The sequence below is a fragment of the Pseudomonas sp. RHF3.3-3 genome, from assembly GCF_048069595.1.
Classification (GTDB): Bacteria; Pseudomonadota; Gammaproteobacteria; order Pseudomonadales; family Pseudomonadaceae; genus Aquipseudomonas; species Aquipseudomonas fuscovaginae_B.
This window is the reverse complement of the sequence record NZ_CP182250.1, coordinates 6,405,686-6,423,107: the sequence shown is the minus strand read 5'-3', so window position 1 is coordinate 6,423,107 and position 17,422 is coordinate 6,405,686. Positions and strand designations below refer to the sequence as shown.

The 17,422-nt window shown below is 65.3% G+C and carries 20 protein-coding genes and 1 pseudogene; 14 read left to right on the top strand and 7 right to left on the bottom strand.

The genetic code is table 11. The features are described from left to right. Nucleotides 1-3: 3 nt before the first annotated feature. Nucleotides 4-1,446, bottom strand: coding sequence for an alanine/glycine:cation symporter family protein (locus ACMGT0_RS28220; protein WP_054062535.1), 1,443 nt, complete (start codon nt 1,444-1,446; stop codon nt 4-6). 179 nt (nt 1,447-1,625) lie between these two features. Between ACMGT0_RS28220 and ACMGT0_RS28215 the strand changes: the two genes are divergently transcribed. Then, nucleotides 1,626-2,438: a Cro/Cl family transcriptional regulator gene (locus ACMGT0_RS28215; RefSeq protein WP_054061194.1), complete on the top strand. Its 813-nt coding sequence runs from the start codon at nt 1,626-1,628 to the stop codon at nt 2,436-2,438. 82 nt (nt 2,439-2,520) lie between these two features. Here the strand turns inward: ACMGT0_RS28215 and trxA are convergent, their stop codons facing one another. From trxA to ACMGT0_RS28200, 3 genes are all read right to left on the bottom strand, one after another. After that, complete coding sequence (gene trxA / locus ACMGT0_RS28210) at nt 2,521-3,393, bottom strand: thioredoxin (protein WP_416770673.1); 873 nt, start codon at nt 3,391-3,393, stop codon at nt 2,521-2,523. A 146-nt stretch (nt 3,394-3,539) separates the two neighbouring features. After that, on the bottom strand, nt 3,540-4,211 hold the full coding sequence (locus tag ACMGT0_RS28205) for a 50S ribosomal protein L11 methyltransferase (protein ID WP_054062533.1): 672 nt from the start codon (nt 4,209-4,211) through the stop codon (nt 3,540-3,542). Continuing rightward, nucleotides 4,208-4,663 (bottom strand): YbaY family lipoprotein, encoded by a 456-nt coding sequence (locus ACMGT0_RS28200; RefSeq protein WP_054060971.1) that lies wholly within the window; start codon nt 4,661-4,663, stop codon nt 4,208-4,210. Before ACMGT0_RS28200 ends, ACMGT0_RS28205 begins: the two co-directional genes overlap by 4 nt. A 139-nt stretch (nt 4,664-4,802) precedes the next feature. Here ACMGT0_RS28200 and nrdR point away from each other — a divergent pair, with 139 nt between their 5' ends. The 12 genes and pseudogenes from nrdR to ACMGT0_RS28140 all read left to right on the top strand — a co-directional run. Continuing rightward, nucleotides 4,803-5,267, top strand: coding sequence for a transcriptional regulator NrdR (gene nrdR / locus ACMGT0_RS28195; RefSeq protein WP_026144921.1), 465 nt, complete (start codon nt 4,803-4,805; stop codon nt 5,265-5,267). Beyond that, a complete protein-coding gene (ribD, locus tag ACMGT0_RS28190; protein ID WP_416770670.1) occupies nt 5,264-6,403 on the top strand; it encodes a bifunctional diaminohydroxyphosphoribosylaminopyrimidine deaminase/5-amino-6-(5-phosphoribosylamino)uracil reductase RibD in 1,140 nt (379 codons plus the stop codon). The genes nrdR and ribD overlap by 4 nt, the downstream gene beginning before the upstream one ends. Before the next feature lie 45 nt (nt 6,404-6,448). Then, nucleotides 6,449-7,111, top strand: a complete 663-nt coding sequence (locus ACMGT0_RS28185; RefSeq protein ID WP_054061163.1) for a riboflavin synthase — start codon at nt 6,449-6,451, stop codon at nt 7,109-7,111. Nucleotides 7,112-7,127: 16 nt separating this feature from the next. Beyond that, on the top strand, nt 7,128-8,219 hold the full coding sequence (ribBA, locus tag ACMGT0_RS28180; RefSeq protein ID WP_273824155.1) for a bifunctional 3,4-dihydroxy-2-butanone-4-phosphate synthase/GTP cyclohydrolase II: 1,092 nt from the start codon (nt 7,128-7,130) through the stop codon (nt 8,217-8,219). Between the two features lie 91 nt (nt 8,220-8,310). Further along, nucleotides 8,311-8,787 carry a 6,7-dimethyl-8-ribityllumazine synthase gene (ribE, locus tag ACMGT0_RS28175; protein ID WP_017902308.1) on the top strand — a complete coding sequence of 159 codons (477 nt, stop codon included), beginning with the start codon at nt 8,311-8,313 and terminating at the stop codon, nt 8,785-8,787. Next, the gene (nusB, locus tag ACMGT0_RS28170) at nt 8,784-9,284 is read left to right on the top strand and encodes a transcription antitermination factor NusB (protein WP_054062531.1); all 501 of its coding nucleotides are present in this window, start codon (nt 8,784-8,786) and stop codon (nt 9,282-9,284) included. Before ribE ends, nusB begins: the two co-directional genes overlap by 4 nt. Before the next feature lie 18 nt (nt 9,285-9,302). Further along, the gene (gene thiL, locus ACMGT0_RS28165) at nt 9,303-10,268 is read left to right on the top strand and encodes a thiamine-phosphate kinase (protein ID WP_416770667.1); all 966 of its coding nucleotides are present in this window, start codon (nt 9,303-9,305) and stop codon (nt 10,266-10,268) included. Then, nucleotides 10,265-10,768, top strand: a complete 504-nt coding sequence (locus ACMGT0_RS28160; protein ID WP_017902311.1) for a phosphatidylglycerophosphatase A — start codon at nt 10,265-10,267, stop codon at nt 10,766-10,768. Before thiL ends, ACMGT0_RS28160 begins: the two co-directional genes overlap by 4 nt. Before the next feature lie 10 nt (nt 10,769-10,778). Then, nucleotides 10,779-11,549, top strand: a complete 771-nt coding sequence (locus ACMGT0_RS28155) for a substrate-binding periplasmic protein (RefSeq protein ID WP_416770666.1) — start codon at nt 10,779-10,781, stop codon at nt 11,547-11,549. Nucleotides 11,550-11,648: 99 nt separating this feature from the next. Then, a complete protein-coding gene (gene ribA / locus ACMGT0_RS28150; RefSeq protein WP_054057971.1) occupies nt 11,649-12,266 on the top strand; it encodes a GTP cyclohydrolase II in 618 nt (205 codons plus the stop codon). Then, nucleotides 12,263-12,682 carry a hypothetical protein gene (locus ACMGT0_RS28145; protein ID WP_054057972.1) on the top strand — a complete coding sequence of 140 codons (420 nt, stop codon included), beginning with the start codon at nt 12,263-12,265 and terminating at the stop codon, nt 12,680-12,682. The genes ribA and ACMGT0_RS28145 overlap by 4 nt, the downstream gene beginning before the upstream one ends. Before the next feature lie 67 nt (nt 12,683-12,749). Beyond that, nucleotides 12,750-12,941 (top strand): annotated as a pseudogene (locus ACMGT0_RS28140) (cobalamin-binding protein); the annotation flags it as partial. Between the two features lie 110 nt (nt 12,942-13,051). Here ACMGT0_RS28140 and dxs read toward each other — a convergent pair. The 3 genes from dxs to ACMGT0_RS28125 all read right to left on the bottom strand — a co-directional run bounded on the left by dxs (nt 13,052) and on the right by ACMGT0_RS28125 (nt 16,206). Beyond that, nucleotides 13,052-14,950 (bottom strand): 1-deoxy-D-xylulose-5-phosphate synthase, encoded by a 1,899-nt coding sequence (gene dxs / locus ACMGT0_RS28135; RefSeq protein WP_416770664.1) that lies wholly within the window; start codon nt 14,948-14,950, stop codon nt 13,052-13,054. A 129-nt stretch (nt 14,951-15,079) separates the two neighbouring features. Continuing rightward, nucleotides 15,080-15,967: a (2E,6E)-farnesyl diphosphate synthase gene (ispA, locus tag ACMGT0_RS28130; RefSeq protein WP_054062528.1), complete on the bottom strand. Its 888-nt coding sequence runs from the start codon at nt 15,965-15,967 to the stop codon at nt 15,080-15,082. Continuing rightward, complete coding sequence (locus tag ACMGT0_RS28125; RefSeq protein WP_054062527.1) at nt 15,964-16,206, bottom strand: exodeoxyribonuclease VII small subunit; 243 nt, start codon at nt 16,204-16,206, stop codon at nt 15,964-15,966. The genes ispA and ACMGT0_RS28125 overlap by 4 nt, the downstream gene beginning before the upstream one ends. A gap of 411 nt (nt 16,207-16,617) precedes the next feature. On the opposite strand from ACMGT0_RS28125, the gene ACMGT0_RS28120 reads away from it, so the two are divergent. Beyond that, nucleotides 16,618-17,409 carry a YfaP family protein gene (locus ACMGT0_RS28120; protein WP_054057976.1) on the top strand — a complete coding sequence of 264 codons (792 nt, stop codon included), beginning with the start codon at nt 16,618-16,620 and terminating at the stop codon, nt 17,407-17,409. Nucleotides 17,410-17,422: the final 13 nt, after the last annotated feature.

Sequence of the window (17,422 nt, the reverse complement as noted above, 5' to 3'; positions counted from 1 at the left end):
ATATCAGCGTTGCGGCTGCGCTTGGGCGGCTGCTTTGTCAGTGGCTGTTTCTACTTGCGGGTTGGCGGGCCAGGCGGCGCGGTCCAGGTCCAGGTCGTTGAACTTGCTGGAATCGAACACGGGCTGGTCGACGCCGGCACGACGTTGCTCGTCGTAGTCGCGCATCACCCGCAGACCGACCTTGAACAGCAGGGCCAGGGCGATCAGGTTGACGAAGGCCAGGCAGGTCATGGTGATGTCGGCGAAGGCGAACACGGTCGACAGGTTCTGCATCGAGCCCCAGACGATCAGGGCCAGTACCAGGGCGCGGTAGGTCATCAGCACGGCGCGGTTGCGGCTGAGGAACTGCAGGCTGTTCTCGCCCAGGTAGTAGTTGTAGAGGATGCAGGTGAAGACGAACAGCGACAGCGCGACGCTGACGAAGATCCGGCCCCAGTCACCGACCACGGCGGCCAGGGAGTTCTGGGTCAGGACGATGCCGTCCCCTTCGAAGCCCGGGGTGTAGAAGCCCGACAGCAGGATCAGCAGCGCGGTGCAGGTGCAGATCACGAAGGTGTCGAGGAACACGCTGAATGCCTGGACCACGCCCTGGGCGCCCGGGTGTTTCACGGCCGCCACGGCGGCCACGTTCGGGGCACTGCCCAGGCCGGCTTCGTTGGCGAACACGCCACGCTTCACTCCCATGACGATGGCGCTGCCGAGCAGGCCGGCGAAGGCCGGGTCGAGGCCGAAGGCGCTCTTGAAGATGGTTTCCAGCATGGCCGGCACGTGTTCGATCTGGGTGCCGATCACGTACAGGGTCACGCCGATGTAGGCCAGGGTCTTGACCGGCACCAGCAGGTCGGAAACCGCGGCGATACGCTTGATGCCACCGAGGAACACGATCGCCAGCAGGACGGCGAGGACGATACCGGTGTGGTTGGGCGAGAAGCCGAAGGCGTTCTGCAGCGAATGGGTCACGGTGTACGACTGCAGGCCGTTGAAGGCGAAGCCGTAGGTGACCAGCAGCAGTACGGAGAACACCACCGCCATGCCTTTCAGCTTCAGGCCGTGCTGGATGTAGTAGGCCGGACCGCCACGGTACAGGCCATCGCCATCGGCGCGCTTGTAGACCTGGGCCAGGGTACATTCGAAGAAGCTGCTGGACATGCCGACCAGTGCGGTGACCCACATCCAGAACACGGCGCCCGGACCACCGAGGGTCACGGCGATACCGACACCGGCGATGTTACCGGCACCGACGCGGCCGGCCAGGCTCAGCATCAGGGCCTGGAACGAGCTCAGTTGGCCTGCCTGGCCGCGGAGGGACTCCTTGAAAACACCGAACATGTGGCCGAAGTGGCGGAATTGGACGAACCGCGAGCGGATCGTGAAGTAGCTGCCGAGTCCGACGATCAGCACGATGAGCAGTTTCCCCGAGAGGAAATCATTGAGTGCTTCTAGCATTGGAGAATGACCTCGATTCTTATTCTTTGCGTGAAAAGAGCAACAGGCGGCAGGCGCGCTGCTATCCGTTGGGGCGCATGGTTGGTCATGGCAGGGGTGGTGACAATTTCGCGGGTTGCTCTGCTTTGGTGCGAGTTGATGCTAGAATGGCGTCACTCGCACCATCCGGGTTCATCGTCATGAGCGACAATTTCGCCGTCAATCTCAAGCTGGCCTGCAGTCATTACCGCTCTATTTCAGAGGTTTGCCGCCAGCTGTCGATCAATCGTGCACAGTTCAACAAGTACTTGAGCGGGCAAAGCCATCCGACGAACTACAACCTCAAGCGCATCGGCGACTTCTTCGGGGTGGAGGATTACGAGCTGGGCCTGCCGCCGGAGCAGTTCGCCCGTCTGATCGGTGCGCGCAATCCGGCGCAGCGCACCGAGCAGCGCAACGATCCGATCAGCGAGCTGTTCAAGCCGTTGCATCAGGAGGCGGGCAACCTGTCGCGTTATTGCGGTTACTACTTCGAGTATTCCAATTGCATGTCGGTTCCCGGCTCGATCCTGGTGTCGCTGGTGCACCTGCGCGAGGAACGAGGGCATTTCCTCTTCGAGCGCCAGGAGCGCCAGGAGCGCAGCACCGCCAACGACGGGCATGCCGAGGTGCGTTGCCGTTATCTCGGTGCGGCCTTCCAGTTGCAGGATCGGCTGTTTCTGATCGATTACGAATCGCTGACCCTCAACGAGATGAGCCAGACGATCCTCATCCCCAGTTTCAAGAGCCGCATTACCCGCCTCAATGGCCTGAAGACCGGGGTTTCCAGCGGCGACCGGCGTAACCCGGCGTGCACCCGCGTGGTCTGGGAGTTCCTGGGGGAAGAAATCAACCGCATCAACGCCTACCGCCAGGTCAAGCTCTACCGCCCGGATGACCCGCGGATCGATGATGACGTGCGCGAACGGCTGAGTGCCGGCTCGGTGGGCAATGGCCTGTTCGAGATCGAGTGATGCGTTGCAATGCCTGTGAGCCACTCAATCCTGTAGGAGCAGGGCTTGCCCGCGAAGAGGCCAGCAAACCCTGTCCAACGCCTCAGTAGAGCGCCGCGAACAGCTTGCGCCGGTAGGTGGTCACCAGCGGATGGTCGTTGCCCAGCAGGTCGAACACCTGCAGCAGGGTCTTGTGTGGCAACCCCTCGCTGTAGCCGCGATTGCGGGTGAACAGCTTGAGCAAGGCATCCAGTGCGGCTTCGTACTGCTGGCGGGCCAGTTGCTGGATCGCCAGTTGGAAGGTCGCCTCGTCATCCTGCGGGTTCTGGGCCAGGCGGGCCTTCAGGTCGGCAGCATCGGGCAGATCGGCGGCCTGGCGCAGGAAGGTCAGTTGCGCCTTGGCGCCGGCCAGCGCCGCCTTGTGCTCGTCGCCCTTGACCGCATCGAGTACGGTCTGGGCCTCACCCAGCTCACCGCGTTCGGCGAGGCAGCGGGCGTACAGGATCAACGCCTTGGCGTTGCTGTTGTCTTCATTCAGCAGGGCGACGAGGGTGGCCTCGGCTTCGGCGACGCGGCCTTCGCCGAACAGCGCCTGGGCCTGTTCGAGCGGGTCGGCGGCGGCCGGCGGCGGCATCTGCACATGGGGTTCGAGCATGGCGCGTACCGCCGATTCCGGCTGGGCACCGGCGAAACCGTCGACCGGCTGGCCGTCCTTGAACAGCACCACGGTCGGCAGGCTGCGGATACCGAAACGGGCGACGATGTCCTGCTCGGCATCGCAGTCGACCTTGGCCAGCAGCAGCTCGCCCTGATAGCTCTCGGCGATCTGTTGCAGCATCGGCATCAGCGCCTTGCAGGGCGCACACCACTCCGCCCAGAAGTCCACCAGCACCGGCTTGTGGAAAGAGTTCTGGATCACCGACTGGTCGAAGTTCAGGGCGGTGGCGTCGAAGATGTAGGGCGTGTCCTGGGTCATCGGGAGTCTCGAAGAACGGGGTATCGCGCAACTATAAGGCCTGGGCCGGTTGGCCGAAAGCGGGTGTTCACAGGAGTTTGCCAATCAGGCCACTGTGGGAGCGGGCTTGCCCGCGAATGGACCTGCATGTCCACGGCAAGAGTGTGTCAGGCCAGATGCCCTCGTGGCCGGCTGGCGTGATAGAGGCTGACCTGGCGGAATTCCTCCGGTTCCATCAGGTCCGGCAGGGTCAGGGCCTGGAGGATCTCCAGTCGCCGGTATAACGGATGACGGAAATCCCGCACCCGCGAGTCGGCCACCAGCGCCTCCCGGCCGCGGCTGAGGAACTGGTCCAGCAGCGGCAGGTTTTCCCGGTCGTACAGCACATCGGCGACCAGAATCAGGTCGAAGCGATCGCTCTCGGCGAAGAAATCCTCGCTGTAGTGGAGCGTCACCTCATTGAGTGCGGCATTCGCCCGGCAGGCGGCCAGTGCCAGTGGGTCGAGGTCGCAGGCCACCACTTCCCGCGCCCCGGCGCGGGCCGCGGCAATGGCCGCGATGCCGGAGCCGGCGCCGAAATCCAGCACGCGCTTGCCGGCCACCCACTCCGGCCGTTCGGCCAGGTAGCGGGCCATGGCCAGGCCGCTGGCCCAGCAGAAGCACCAGTAGGGTGGTTCGTGCAGGATGCGCCGGGTCTCTTGCGGGGTGAACTCGCGATCCATGTTCCCGGCGTCGATCAGCCACAGTTTGAGGTCGGTCCCAGGCAGCGCGCTGGCGGTCAGCCGCGCATCGCCGAGCAGCGCGGCCAGCGCCCGCTGCAGGTCGAGCGGGGCGTTCATGGGGCGCTGACGAATTGCAACGGGCCCATGGCCTGAGTGGTCGGCTGGGTCACGGCCACGGAGGGCAGGTGCAGGATCAACTGCCCGGATTGGCTGGCCCGCCCGCGCAGTTCGACGCGCGCACCGACCGGGAACACGTCCGGGTTGAAGCGCAGACGGAACGGCAGCACCTGGCCGGTGCCATTGATCCTGCTGCTGGCGAGCAGCTGCTGCGGCCGGCCGCGCTCGTCGATCACCAGCAGCGCCAGCTCGACCTCGGCATTGGCCGGTACCCCCAGCAGGGTGCCGCTCAACTCGCGCTGGTACGCGGGCAACGGGCCGAGTGCTTCGTATTCATTCACCGGCTTCTTCACCTGCTGCTGGGGCGGTGGCGTCGGCACGGGCTTGGGTGCACTGCTGCAGGCGAGCAGCAGGCCGGTGAGGCTGAGCAAAACAAGCGGTCGTACTGACATCTACAGCTCCAACTGAGGCGAAAATCGACGGTTCTGATGGGATAACGTTAGCCCGCCGACTGTATACCGCAAACCCTATGGCTTGTCTTGCCACGGAGATGCGCTACCATGGCCCTCCCATTTTTTGTTGCCTGCCACCATGCACTGTCCCTTCTGCGGTGCCAACGACACCAAAGTCATCGACTCGCGTCTGGTCGCCGAGGGCGAACAGGTGCGCCGCCGGCGCGAATGCGTGGCCTGCGGTGAGCGTTTCACCACCTTCGAAACCGCCGAACTGGTTCTGCCACGCCTGATCAAGCAGGACGGCAGCCGCCAGCCCTTCGACGAAGAAAAACTGCGTGCCGGCATGCAGCGGGCCCTGGAAAAGCGCCCGGTGAGTGTCGAGCGCCTGGAAGCCGCACTGGCCCATATCAAGCACAAGCTGCGCGCCACCGGCGAGCGCGAGGTCAAGTCGCTGGTCGTCGGCGAAATGGTGATGACCGAGCTGCAGAAACTCGATGAGGTCGCCTACATCCGTTTCGCCTCGGTCTATCGCCGCTTCCAGGACCTCGACGAGTTCCGCGAGGAAATCGATCGTCTTGCCCGGGAGCCCGCCAAGGAATGAGCCTTGCAGCCGAACAGGCGGTTCTCGACGCCCACTACATGGCCCGTGCCCTGGAGTTGGCGCGCAAGGGGCGCTATTCCACCCATCCGAACCCTCGGGTCGGCTGCGTCATCGTGCGTGACGGCGTGGTGGTCGGCGAAGGTTGGCACGTGCGCGCCGGCGAGCCCCATGCCGAGGTCCATGCCTTGCGCGAGGCGGGCGAGTTGGCCCGTGGCGCGACCGCCTACGTGACCCTGGAGCCGTGCAGTCACTTCGGGCGTACGCCGCCCTGTGCCGAAGCGCTGGTCAAGGCCGGCGTGGGGCGGGTGGTGGCGGCCATGCAGGACCCCAATCCGCAGGTTGCCGGCAATGGCCTCAAGCGTCTGGCCGATGCCGGGATCGCCGTACACAGCGGCGTGCTCGAAGGCGAGGCGCGGGCGATCAACCGCGGCTTCCTCAAACGTATGGAGCACGGCCTGCCGTTCGTGCGGGTCAAGTTGGCGATGAGTCTCGACGGGCGCACCGCGATGGCCAGCGGCGAGAGCCAGTGGATCACCGGTCCTGCCGCGCGTTCCGCCGTGCAGCGTCTGCGCGCCGAGTCCAGCGTGGTGCTTACCGGCGCCGATACGGTGCTGGCCGACAGCGCCCGGCTGACCGTGCGCCCTGCCGAGCTGGGCCTGGACCCCGAGCTGACGGCCCTGGCCGAGAGCCGGCCGCCGCTGCGGGTGCTGATCGACGGGCGCCTGCGGGTGCCCCTGGAGGCGGCATTCTTCCAGGCCGGCCCGGCACTGGTGGTGACCTGCGCGACCGCGGTCGGCGCCGCCTACCAGGCCGCCGGCCACGAAGTCCTGAGCCTGCCCGGCCAGGACGGCCAGGTCGACCTGGCGAAATTGCTCGGGCAACTGGCTGCCCGTGGCGTCAACGATCTGCTGGTCGAGGCCGGTCCGCGCCTGGCCGGCGCCTTTGCCCGCCAGGAACTGGTGGACGAGTACCAGATCTTCGTCGCCGGCAAGTTTCTCGGCTCCAGCGCACGGCCCCTGCTGGACTGGCCGCTGGAACGGATGAGCGAGGCGCCACGGCTGAAAATCACTGAAATGCGCGCGGTCGGCGATGACTGGCGAGTCACCGCAATACCTGACCCGGCACCCGGCGTATAATTCGCGGCCAGCGCCAGGCGCTGGCTCGTTTTCGAGGAGTACTTCATGTTTACCGGCATCATCGAATCCATCGGCAGCATCCGCGCGCTGAGCCCGAAAGGCGGCGACGTGCGTGTCTATGTAGAAACCGGCAAGCTCGACCTGGGTGACGTCAAGCTCGGCGACAGCATTGCGGTCAACGGCGTCTGCCTGACCGCCGTCGAGCTCCCGGGCGACGGGTTCTGGGCCGACGTCAGCCGCGAAACCCTGGACTGCACCGCCTTCAACGACCTCAAGGCCGGCAGCCGGGTCAACCTGGAAAAGGCCCTGACGCCGACCACCCGCCTGGGCGGTCACCTGGTCAGCGGCCACGTCGACGGCGTCGGCGAGATCGTCGCCCGCGAGGAAAACGCCCGGGCCATCCAGTTCCGCGTGCGTGCACCCAAGGAGCTGGCCAAGTACATCGCCCACAAGGGCTCGATCACCGTCGACGGCACCAGCCTGACGGTCAACGCGGTGCACGGCGCCGAGTTCGAACTGACCATCGTCCCGCATACACTGGTCGAGACCATCATGGCCGACTACCGCCCCGGTCGTCGGGTCAACCTCGAGGTCGACCTGCTGGCCCGCTACCTGGAGCGCCTGCTGTTGGGCGAGAAGGCCGCGGAGCCGACCAGCGGCGGCATCACCGAAAGTTTCCTGGCCGCCAACGGCTACCTCAAATCCTGACGCAAGGGGGTGCCGCGTGGCGCTCAACACGATTGAAGAACTGGTCGAAGACATTCGCCAGGGCAAGATGGTCATCCTCATGGATGACGAAGACCGCGAGAACGAAGGCGACCTGATCATGGCCGCCGAGTGCTGCAAGGCCGAGCACATCAACTTCATGGCCAAGCACGCCCGTGGCCTGATCTGCATGCCGATGAGCCGCGAGCGCTGCGAACTGCTCAAGCTGCCGCTGATGGCGCCGCGCAACGGTTCCGGTTTCGGCACCAAGTTCACCGTGTCCATCGAGGCCACCGAAGGGGTGACCACCGGCATCTCCGCCGCCGATCGAGCGCGCACCGTGCAGGCGGCAGCGGCCAGGGACGCCAAGGCCGAAGACATCGTCAGCCCCGGTCACATCTTCCCGCTGATGGCCCAGCCCGGCGGTACCCTGGCCCGCGCCGGCCACACCGAGGCCGCCTGCGACCTGGCGCGCATGGCCGGTTTCGAGCCGAGCGGGGTGATCTGCGAGGTGATGAACGATGACGGCACCATGTCCCGGCGCGCCGAGCTGGAAGCCTTCGCCGCCGAGCACAACATCAAGATCGGCACCATCGCCGACCTGATCCACTACCGGATGATCCACGAGAGTACCGTTCAGCGGATTGCCGAGCAGCCGCTGGACAGCGAACTGGGCCAGTTCACCCTGGTGACCTATCGTGATTCGGTGGAAGGCGACGTGCACATGGCCCTGACCCTGGGCAAGGTCTGCGCCGAAGAGCCGACCCTGGTGCGGGTGCACAACATGGACCCGCTGCGCGACCTGCTGATGGTCAAGCAACCCGGGCGCTGGAGCCTGCGCGCGGCGATGGCGGCGGTGGCCGAGGCCGGTAGCGGCGTGGTGCTGCTGCTCGGCCATCCGCTGGATGGCGACGTGCTGCTGGCGCATATCCGCGAGACGGTCGAACATACGCCAGTGAAAAAGCCGACCACCTACAGCATCGTCGGTGCCGGTTCGCAGATCCTGCGCGACCTGGGCGTACGCAAGATGCGCCTGATGAGTGCGCCGATGAAGTTCAACGCGATATCCGGTTTCGACCTGGAAGTAGTAGAATACGTGCCCTCCGAATAAAAGGCCGGCTGGTTTCGACCTTGATTCGCGGTACACATATCCCTGAGGGGCGCGTATCAGACGCGTCCCGGCTCTTTAAGAGAATTGTCGAATGACCCTGAAGACCATCGAAGGTACCTTCATCGCCCCCAAAGGCCGCTATGCCCTGGTGGTCGGCCGTTTCAACAGCTTCGTCGTCGAAAGCCTGGTCAGCGGCGCGGTTGACGCCCTGGTTCGTCACGGCGTGAGCGAAAGCGATATCACCATCATCCGTGCACCTGGCGCGTTCGAGATCCCGCTGGTGGTGCAGAAAGTCGCCCAGCGTAGCGAATACGCGGCGATCATCGCCCTGGGCGCGGTCATTCGTGGCGGTACTCCGCACTTCGAATACGTGGCGGGTGAGTGCACCAAGGGCCTGGCCCAGGTGTCCATGGAGTTCGGCGTACCGGTCGCCTTTGGCGTGCTGACCGTCGATTCCATCGAACAGGCCATCGAGCGTTCCGGCACCAAGGCCGGCAACAAAGGTGCCGAAGCCGCCCTGTCCGCCCTGGAAATGGTCAGCCTGCTGGCGCAGTTGGAGGCCAAGTGATTAACGACGACAGCGATCGTTTCAACCCGCGCGAGCCTCGCCCCGAAGGCGCCGGCAAGCCGTCCAAGAGCGCCAAGCGTCGCGAAGCCCGTCAGCTCGCGACCCAGGCCCTCTATCAATGGCACATGGCCAAGCAGTCGCTGAATGAAATCGAAGCGCAGTTCCGTGTCGACAACGATTTCAGCGATGTCGACGGTGCGTACTTCCGTGAAATCCTTCACGGGGTTCCGCAGTTCAAGAACGAGATCGACAACGCGCTCAAGCCCTGCCTGGATATCGAGATCGAAGAGCTCGACCCGGTCGAGCTGTCGGTGCTGCGCCTGTCCACCTGGGAACTGCTCAAGCGTGTCGACGTGCCGTACCGCGTGGTGATCAACGAAGGCATCGAACTGGCGAAGATCTACGGTTCCACCGACGGTCACAAGTTCGTCAACGGTGTGCTCGACAAGCTGGCACCGAATCTGCGCGAAGCCGAAGTGAAGGCGTTCAAGCGCTGACCGGCGCTTGCTCCTCCCATGGGTGAGTTCGAGCTGATCCGCAATTTCTTTGCCGCCGCGCCCTGTGCGCAGGCCGGCGAAGGTGTTGCGTTGGGCATCGGCGACGACTGCGCCCTGCTCGATGTCCCCGTCGGGGAGCAATGGGCGATTTCCACCGACACCCTGGTGGCCGGTGTGCACTTCGCCGATCCCTGCGATGCTTTCCTGCTCGGGCAGCGTGCCCTGGCCGTGGCCGCCAGCGACCTGGCCGCCATGGGCGCGACGCCGGTGGCCTTCACCCTGGCCCTGACCCTGCCGCACAACGATGTCGACTGGCTGCAGGCGTTCGCCCGCGGGCTGGACCGGATGGCCCGCCAGTGCGGGTTGCGCCTGGTCGGCGGCGATACCACCCGTGGTCCCCTGAGCCTGACGCTGACGGTGTTCGGCCGGGTGCCCATCGGTCAGGCGCTGACCCGCAGTGGCGCGCAAGTCGGCGACCTGCTCTGCGTGGGGGGCGACCTGGGCAATGCTGCCGGCGCCTTGCCGCTGGTGCTCGGCCAGCGGAGTGCCGAGCCGGCGTTGGCCGAGCCATTGCTGGCCCACTACTGGTCGCCCCGGCCGCAGTTCGAACTGGGGCTGGCCTTGCGCGGCAAGGCCAGCGCGGCGCTGGATATTTCCGACGGCCTTTTGGCCGATTGCGGACATATCGCGGCGGCATCCGGCGTGCGTTTGCTGGTCGAACGTGAAAAGCTGCCGTTGTCCCCGTCACTGCTGGGCTTTCTCGGCCAGGCGGCGGCCTGGGAGGCGGCGCTCAGTGGCGGTGACGACTATGTCCTGGCATTCACCCTGCCTCCCGCCGAGCTGCCCGCGCTGTTGCTCGGCCATGACTCGGTCCGGGTGGTCGGGCGCGTGGTCGCCGGGCAGGGCGTTGCCCTGCTGGCGGCCGATGGCCAGGACATCACCCCGCGAGTCCGCGGTTATCAACATTTTCCGGAGACGCCGTGACAGATCATCCCAAACAGGTTCCCGCCGAGTTCGTGCCACCGTCGGTGTGGCGCAACCCCTGGCATTTCCTGGCGTTCGGCTTCGGCTCCGGAACCTTGCCCAAGGCCCCGGGTACCTGGGGTTCGCTGGTTGCGCTACCCTTTATACCGTTGTGGCAGATGCTGCCGGACTGGGGCTACTGGCTGATGCTCGGCATCACCATGCTGTTCGGCTTCTGGCTGTGCGGCAAGGTCGCCGACGACCTGCGGGTGCATGACCACGAAGGCATCGTCTGGGACGAGATGGTCGGCATGTGGATCACCCTGTGGCTGGTGCCGCAGGGCTGGTACTGGTTGCTGGCGGGCTTCCTGATGTTCCGCTTCTTCGACATCCTCAAGCCCTGGCCGATCCGCTGGATCGACCGGCATGTGCACGGCGGGGTCGGGATCATGCTCGATGACGTTCTGGCCGGGGTGTTCGCCTGGCTGGCCATGCAGGGACTGGTGCATCTCTTCACCTGAGGAATTGACTATGTCCGGCTTGCGTTTGTGGGGCCTGCTTGCGCTGGTGCTGCTCAGCCCGTTGCTCAGGGCGCAGGAGGTCGCTGGCTTGCCGGCGCAGATCCGCCTGGTCAGCGAGGAGTGGGCCGACTACACCAATGCCGATGGCAGCGGGCTGGCCTGGGACGTGCTGCGCGAGGTGTTCGAGCCGCAAGGGATCAAGGTCGAGATTCGCAGTGAGCCGTACGTGCGTTCGGTGGGGCTGGTGGAGCGCGGCGAGGCGGATGCCTGGGTGGGCTCCTACAGCCAGGAAATCAGTGGGGCCCTGTACCCGCGCTGGAACTACGATACCGATCACATCTATGCCGTGGGCCTGGCCATCAAGCCGGTGCCCACCCTGGAGAACCTCGGCAGCTATCGCCTAGCCTGGGTGCGTGGCTACAAGTACCAGAAGTACCTGCCCAACGTGCGCGACTTCAACGAGATCCAGCGGCGTGACGGGATCCTGTCGATGCTGCAGCACGATCGGGTCGATTTCTATATCGATGCGTTGACCGAGGTCGAATCTGTACTCGGGCAGGCCGAGGACCCCAAACTGTTCCGTAATACCCACCTGGCGGAACTGCCGCTCTACCTCGGCTTCGCCGACAACGAGCGGGGGCGGGCGCTGCTGGCATTGTATGATCAGCGCATGACCGAGCTGGTCAAGGCGGGTGGCCTGCGCAGGATATTCGAGCACTGGAAGCAACCCTACCCGTTCGAAAGCGGAAAGTTTCCGGCTGTGACCGATCAAACTTATTGATAGTTATCATGGACAAATCGGCCTAAGCGTCTGTAGGAACCTCCTGTTACAATGTCGCAACCGCGAATTTCCAGCCTTCATACTGATCAGGAGCACAGGGTGCCTGTCGTTTTTGTCGCTGCCTCCAAACTGCCTACCCCCTTCGCGACTTTCACCATGAACGGTTTTCTCGAGGAAGCCACCGGTCGTGAACATGTCGTGCTGACGCTCGGGGATGTGGCCGATGGCGCACCGGTGCTTGGCCGCGTGCATTCCGAATGCCTGACCGGCGATGCCTTGTTCAGCCAGCGTTGCGACTGTGGTTCGCAACTGGAAGCCGCCCTGCAGGCGATTGCCCGTGAAGGTCGTGGCGTGTTGCTCTACCTGCGCCAGGAAGGTCGGGGTATCGGCCTGATGAACAAGATCCGCGCCTACGAGTTGCAGGACGGTGGCGCCGACACGGTCGAGGCCAACGAGCGCCTGGGTTTTGCCGCTGACCAGCGTGACTATGCGATCTGCCGGCCGATGCTCGAACACCTGGGCATCCAGTCCCTGCGGCTGATGACCAACAACCCGCGCAAGGTCAAGGCGTTGACCGACATGGGTATCACCGTGGCCGAGCGGGTGCCGCTGCACACCGGGCACAACCCGCACAACCGGCTCTACCTGGCCACCAAGGCCGGCAAGCTCGGCCACATGATGGGCAACGAGCACCAGAGCGAGGCCGACCCGGCGTGACTCGCGGGCAGGTGAAACGGCGGCTCGCCTTCGGCTGGTACAAGCAATTGCTGCTGACGGTCCTGCCGCTGTTCGTCGCCAACTGGACCTTTGGCCAGACGGAACCGGTGCTGCCGGTGCTGGCGATGCCGTTGTTCATTGCCGGTATCGCTTCGATGTTCATCAGCCTGCGGTTTTTCGGCGGCTACAAGCATGCGTTGATCGCCACCGAGAAGGCGCTGGACACCCCTGAGGAACCGGCGGCCTGGATCACGCTGGCCAACGTCCGGCGCAAGGCACTGGTGATCGCGGCCCTGCCGACCTGGATCGGCACCCTGGCGGTGTTCGTCGGCCTGGAGGCGGTGCCGCTGATTCTGCTGGTGCTGTCCACCGTGCTGCTGTTCTACCTCTACCGCATTCCGCGCCAACTCGGCTGATGGGACGCTGGCTGGCGGTGTTGCTGCTGGCCGTTGTGACGTCGGCTGTCGCTGCGCCACGGGTCAGCTTGAGGCGGTCTTGCAGCGTGATCCGCAGGTGATCCTGGCGAGCAACCAGGCTCAGCTCGATGCCTGGAAGGCCTGGCCGCTGCGGGAAGGACGGTTGGTACAGGTGCCGGACAAGGAGTTGGAGCGGCCCAGTGGGCAGATGATCGAGGCGGTGGCTCGCCTGTGGGCGGTGATGGTACCGGGGCGGTAGCTGCATTCGCGGGCAAGCCCACTCCCGCAAGGGCGGGGCTTTCGATGGCGTGAGGGCTTTCCGTGGGAGCGGGCTTGCCCGCGAAGGGGCCGCCCACCATTCCACTTGGCTTAGAGGCCGAGCAGCTTCATCCGCTCGGTGACCGAAGCCTCGATCCCCGCCACATCCAGCCCGCACTCGGCCAGCATCTGCGCCGGCTTCGCATGCTCGACGTAGGCGTCCGGCAAGCCCAGGTGCAGGATCGGCTTGAGCAGGTTGTCCTGTGCCAGGAACTCGCTGACCGCCGCACCGGCGCCACCCATGATGGCGTTTTCCTCGATGGTCACCAGCAACTCGTGGCTGCCGGCGACCTCGCGGACCAGTGCCTCGTCCAGCGGTTTGACGAAACGCATGTCGACCACGGTCGCATCCAGCTTCTCGGCCACCACCAGCGCTTGCGCCAGCTGCACGCCGAACACCAGCAGGGCGACCTTGCTGCCGCGGCGGCGCACCACGCCCTTGCCGATCTCGATCGGTTCGAGGTTCTTCTCGATGGTCGCGTTCGGACCGCTGCCACGCGGGTAGCGCACGGCCGCCGGGCCGTTGTACAGGTGGCCGGTGCTGAGCATCTTGCGCAGTTCGTTCTCGTCGCTCGGCGTCATCACCAGCATGCCGGGGATGCAGCGCAGGTACGACAGGTCGAAGCTGCCGGCGTGGGTCGGCCCGTCTTCGCCGACCAGGCCGGCGCGGTCGATGGCGAACAGCACGTCGAGGTTCTGCACCGCCACGTCATGCACCAGTTGGTCATAACCGCGCTGCAGGAAGGTCGAATAGATCGCCACCACCGGCTTGGCGCCTTCGCAGGCCATGCCGGCGGCGAAGGTCACCGCATGCTGTTCGGCGATCGCCACGTCGAAGTAGCGCAGCGGGAAACGTTCGCTGAAGGCCACCAGGTCGGAGCCTTCCTTCATCGCCGGCGTAATGCCGACCAGGCGGGGGTCGGCGGCGGCCATGTCGCACAGCCATTCGCCGAACACCGCGGAGTACTTCGGCCCGCTGGGCTTCTTCGGCGCGGCGGCGGGGGCGTCGAGCGGCTCGAGCTTGGTGATCGCGTGGTAGCCGATCGGGTCGATTTCGGCCGGGGCGAAGCCCTTGCCCTTCTTGGTCACCACGTGCAGGAACTGCGGGCCCTTGAGGTCGCGCATGTTGCGCAGGGTGGCGATCAGGGTCGGCAGGTCGTGGCCGTCGATCGGGCCGATGTAGTTCCAGCCCAGCTCTTCGAACAGGGTGCCGGGTACCAGCATGCCCTTGGCGTATTCTTCGGTGCGGCGGGCGATTTCCCAGGCGCCGGGCAGGCGCGACAGCACTTTCTTGCTGCCTTCGCGCATGCTGGCGTAGGTGCGGCTGGAGAGAATCTTGGCCAGGTAGTTCGACAGCCCGCCGACGTTGCGCGAGATCGACATGTCGTTGTCGTTGAGGATCACCAGCATGTTGGCGTCGACTTCCGGCGCGTGGTTCAACGCCTCGAAGGCCATGCCCGCGGTCAACGCACCGTCGCCGATCACCGCGATGGCCTTGCGCTCGCTGTTCTGCAGGCGGGCGGCGATGGCCATGCCCAGCGCGGCGCTGATGGAGGTGCTGGAGTGGCCGACGCCGAAGGTGTCGTACTCGCTCTCCGAGCGGCGCGGGAAGGCGGCCAGGCCGTCCTTCTGACGCAGGGTGTGCATCTGCGCGCGGCGACCGGTGAGGATCTTGTGGGGATACGCCTGGTGACCCACGTCCCATACCAGCCGGTCGTCCGGGGTATCGAAGACGTAGTGCAACGCGATGGTCAGCTCGATGACGCCAAGCCCGGCACCGAAGTGCCCGCCGGTCTGGCCGACCGAATAGAGCAGCTCCTGGCGCAGTTCATCGGCCAGGGTTTCCAGCTCGGCTTCACCTAACCGGCGCAGGCCGGCCGGCGTGTCGGCACGGTCCAGCAGGGGCGTGGTCGGGCGCTGGCGGGGAATCTCATGGAACGTCGTGGGCATCAGGCGAATCGTTATAGGTATGAAGACGCGGCAGTTTACCTTATGGAGCGCACGCTGCCCACGCGATGTCGCATCAGCGGGTCGGATGCTGGCGTTTCGATTGTGCGAAAGGCCAGCATGACCGTCCGGTCAGCTGCGCCGTTCGACGATGTAGCGGGCCAGCTCGCGCAGTGGCTCGGCGGCCGCGTCAAACGGTCGCAGGGCGTGCAGCGCCTGGTCGCGCAGCTCCAGGGCGTAGGCCTTGGCCGCCTCCAGGCCGAGCAGGGCCGGGTAGGTCGGCTTGTCGCGGGCGATGTCGGCACCCTGGCGTTTGCCGAGGGTGGCGGTATCGCTTTCGACGTCGAGGATGTCGTCCTGCACCTGGAAGGCCAGGCCGATGGCCTGGGCGTAGGTCTGCAGCGACTTGAGTTCGTCCTTCTGCACGTTGACGCTGGCCAGGGCGCCGAGGGTGACGCTGGCCTCGATCAGCGCACCGGTCTTGTGCCGGTGCATGGTTTCCAGGGCCTTCTGGTCGAGCTTGAGGCCCACCGAGCCGAGGTCGATGGCCTGGCCGCCGACCATCCCGGCCGGGCCTGCGGCGTGGGCCAGGGTGTTGACCATCGACAGACGGATCTCGGCGTTCAGGTCGCTCAGGCGCGGGTCGAGCAGGGCGCTGAAGGCCAGGCTCTGCAGGCCGTCGCCGGCGAGGATCGCACAGGCCTCGTCGAAGGCCTTGTGGGTGGTCGGCTGGCCGCGACGCAGATCGTCGTCGTCCATGGCCGGCAGGTCGTCGTGGACCAGCGAATAGGCGTGAATCAGTTCAACGGCGCAGGCGGCGCCGTTGGCCTGTTCCGGCTTGCCGCCGAGGGCTTCGCAGGCGGCATAGACCAGCAGCGGGCGTACCCGCTTGCCGCCGTTCATCACGCTGTAGCGCATGGCCTCGTAGAGACGGGCGAGCCCGGCGCCGGGCGGCACGAACAGGGTGTCCAGGGCGGCGTTGACCCGTTCCTGGCAGGCGGCCTGATAGCTTTTGATCATTCTGGCTGTTCCGCATCGAAGGGCTCTTCGGCCAGTTCGCCGTCGCGCTCCAGCAGGATCTGTACCTTCTGCTCGGCCTGGGCCAGGGCGTTCTGGCAGTCGCGGGTCAGGCGGATGCCCTGTTCGAAAGCGGTCAACGAATCTTCCAACGACAGCTCGCCGTTCTCCAGGCGCTCGACCAGTGTCTGCAGATCGGCGAGGGATTGTTCGAAATCCAGGGAAACTTTTTTGCGGGCCATGGCGGCGATCTCGGTAGGCGTTCAACGGGCGCGACACTAGCAGACAGCGGGTTGCGGGGCAAATGCGAGGGGTTGCCAATCATGAGGGCATCAGGCGTGTCCGCAGCCTTTTGGCGGGCACCATCATACCTCCTGAATCATGGGGTGATTTGGGGCACGCATGACAGTCTGTGATAGTGGCCTTTTGCCTTGTTCTGCGGGGCTTCCAGGCCATTGAGTGTGCACGATCTCTCATTTGCCGATTGCCCCTGTAAATACCGGTTTTCCGCCATTGTGTAACAAGATCTGAATCGCTAACCTCTGCGACTTCCCGACCTGCCTCGCCAGGTTCTTTCTGATTTTTCGTGTTTCAGGGGTGCGCCGGTCTGGATCGGGCGCAGGGTTTCGTGATGCATGGCAAGGAGGCTGTTGATGCGCCGGTTATTTCCAATGCTGATAGCTCTCTGGGCCGCGACCGCCTGGGCCGAGCCCTCGGCCGAGCTGCAGGAGCCGACCGGCGGCTGGCGTTACTCGGGCCTGCTCGATCGCAGCGATGCGCCGCAGGTGGCCTATCCGACGCCGCCCATCGACCGTGGCATCCAGCGCAGTCGCACGCCGATCGAAGGGCGGATCAACCCGCCCTCCGGCCCGCGTGAACCGCATACCCTGGCGGTCAACGGCAACCCCCTGAATCTCTACACCGATGACAACGGCCGGTTCGTGCGCCCCTATGCCTTCGGTTCCGGCTCCAACAGCGTCGAGGTGCGCAGCGCCCAGGGCAAGTCCCTCAAACGCGTACAGTTCTACGAAGCCAACCAGCAGATAACGCCGGCGCGCATCCGCGTGGTGCTCGGCTGGGATGACCCCAAGGCCGAGCTGGACCTGCACATCATCACCCCCGACGGCCAGCACGCCTTCTACGCCAACCCGCGCCTGACCAACGGCGGCGGCCTCGACCCCGACGGCGTCGACGGCCCCGGCCCGGAGATGTTCACCATGACCGCGCCGATGCACGGCACCTACCTGGTCTACGTGAACTACTGGGGCAACTACAGCGCCAGCGACGGCTATAACTTTACCGAGCGAGCCAACCAGAACGAGGTCATCACCTCGCAGATCAACCTGGTGCTCAACGAGAACACCGTCGATGAAAAGCGCGAGAGCTTCACCGTACCGCTGCGCGCCATCGGCGATCTGCTGCTGGTCAAGACCTTCAACTATTGAACATCCCGCTCCA

Coding starts and splice junctions, on each gene's coding strand:
- ribE (WP_017902308.1), top strand. CDS start 8,311: ATGACCCTGAAGACCATCGAAGGTACCTTCATCGCCCCCAAAGGCCGC.
- ribD (WP_416770670.1), top strand. CDS start 5,264: ATGAGCCTTGCAGCCGAACAGGCGGTTCTCGACGCCCACTACATGGCC.
- trxA (WP_416770673.1), bottom strand. CDS start 3,393: ATGACCCAGGACACGCCCTACATCTTCGACGCCACCGCCCTGAACTTC.
- thiL (WP_416770667.1), top strand. CDS start 9,303: ATGGGTGAGTTCGAGCTGATCCGCAATTTCTTTGCCGCCGCGCCCTGT.
- ACMGT0_RS28200 (WP_054060971.1), bottom strand. CDS start 4,663: ATGTCAGTACGACCGCTTGTTTTGCTCAGCCTCACCGGCCTGCTGCTC.
- nrdR (WP_026144921.1), top strand. CDS start 4,803: ATGCACTGTCCCTTCTGCGGTGCCAACGACACCAAAGTCATCGACTCG.
- ACMGT0_RS28220 (WP_054062535.1), bottom strand. CDS start 1,446: ATGCTAGAAGCACTCAATGATTTCCTCTCGGGGAAACTGCTCATCGTG.
- dxs (WP_416770664.1), bottom strand. CDS start 14,950: ATGCCCACGACGTTCCATGAGATTCCCCGCCAGCGCCCGACCACGCCC.
- ACMGT0_RS28215 (WP_054061194.1), top strand. CDS start 1,626: ATGAGCGACAATTTCGCCGTCAATCTCAAGCTGGCCTGCAGTCATTAC.
- ACMGT0_RS28205 (WP_054062533.1), bottom strand. CDS start 4,211: ATGAACGCCCCGCTCGACCTGCAGCGGGCGCTGGCCGCGCTGCTCGGC.
- ispA (WP_054062528.1), bottom strand. CDS start 15,967: ATGATCAAAAGCTATCAGGCCGCCTGCCAGGAACGGGTCAACGCCGCC.
- ACMGT0_RS28125 (WP_054062527.1), bottom strand. CDS start 16,206: ATGGCCCGCAAAAAAGTTTCCCTGGATTTCGAACAATCCCTCGCCGAT.
- ACMGT0_RS28155 (WP_416770666.1), top strand. CDS start 10,779: ATGTCCGGCTTGCGTTTGTGGGGCCTGCTTGCGCTGGTGCTGCTCAGC.
- ACMGT0_RS28120 (WP_054057976.1), top strand. CDS start 16,618: ATGCGCCGGTTATTTCCAATGCTGATAGCTCTCTGGGCCGCGACCGCC.
- ACMGT0_RS28185 (WP_054061163.1), top strand. CDS start 6,449: ATGTTTACCGGCATCATCGAATCCATCGGCAGCATCCGCGCGCTGAGC.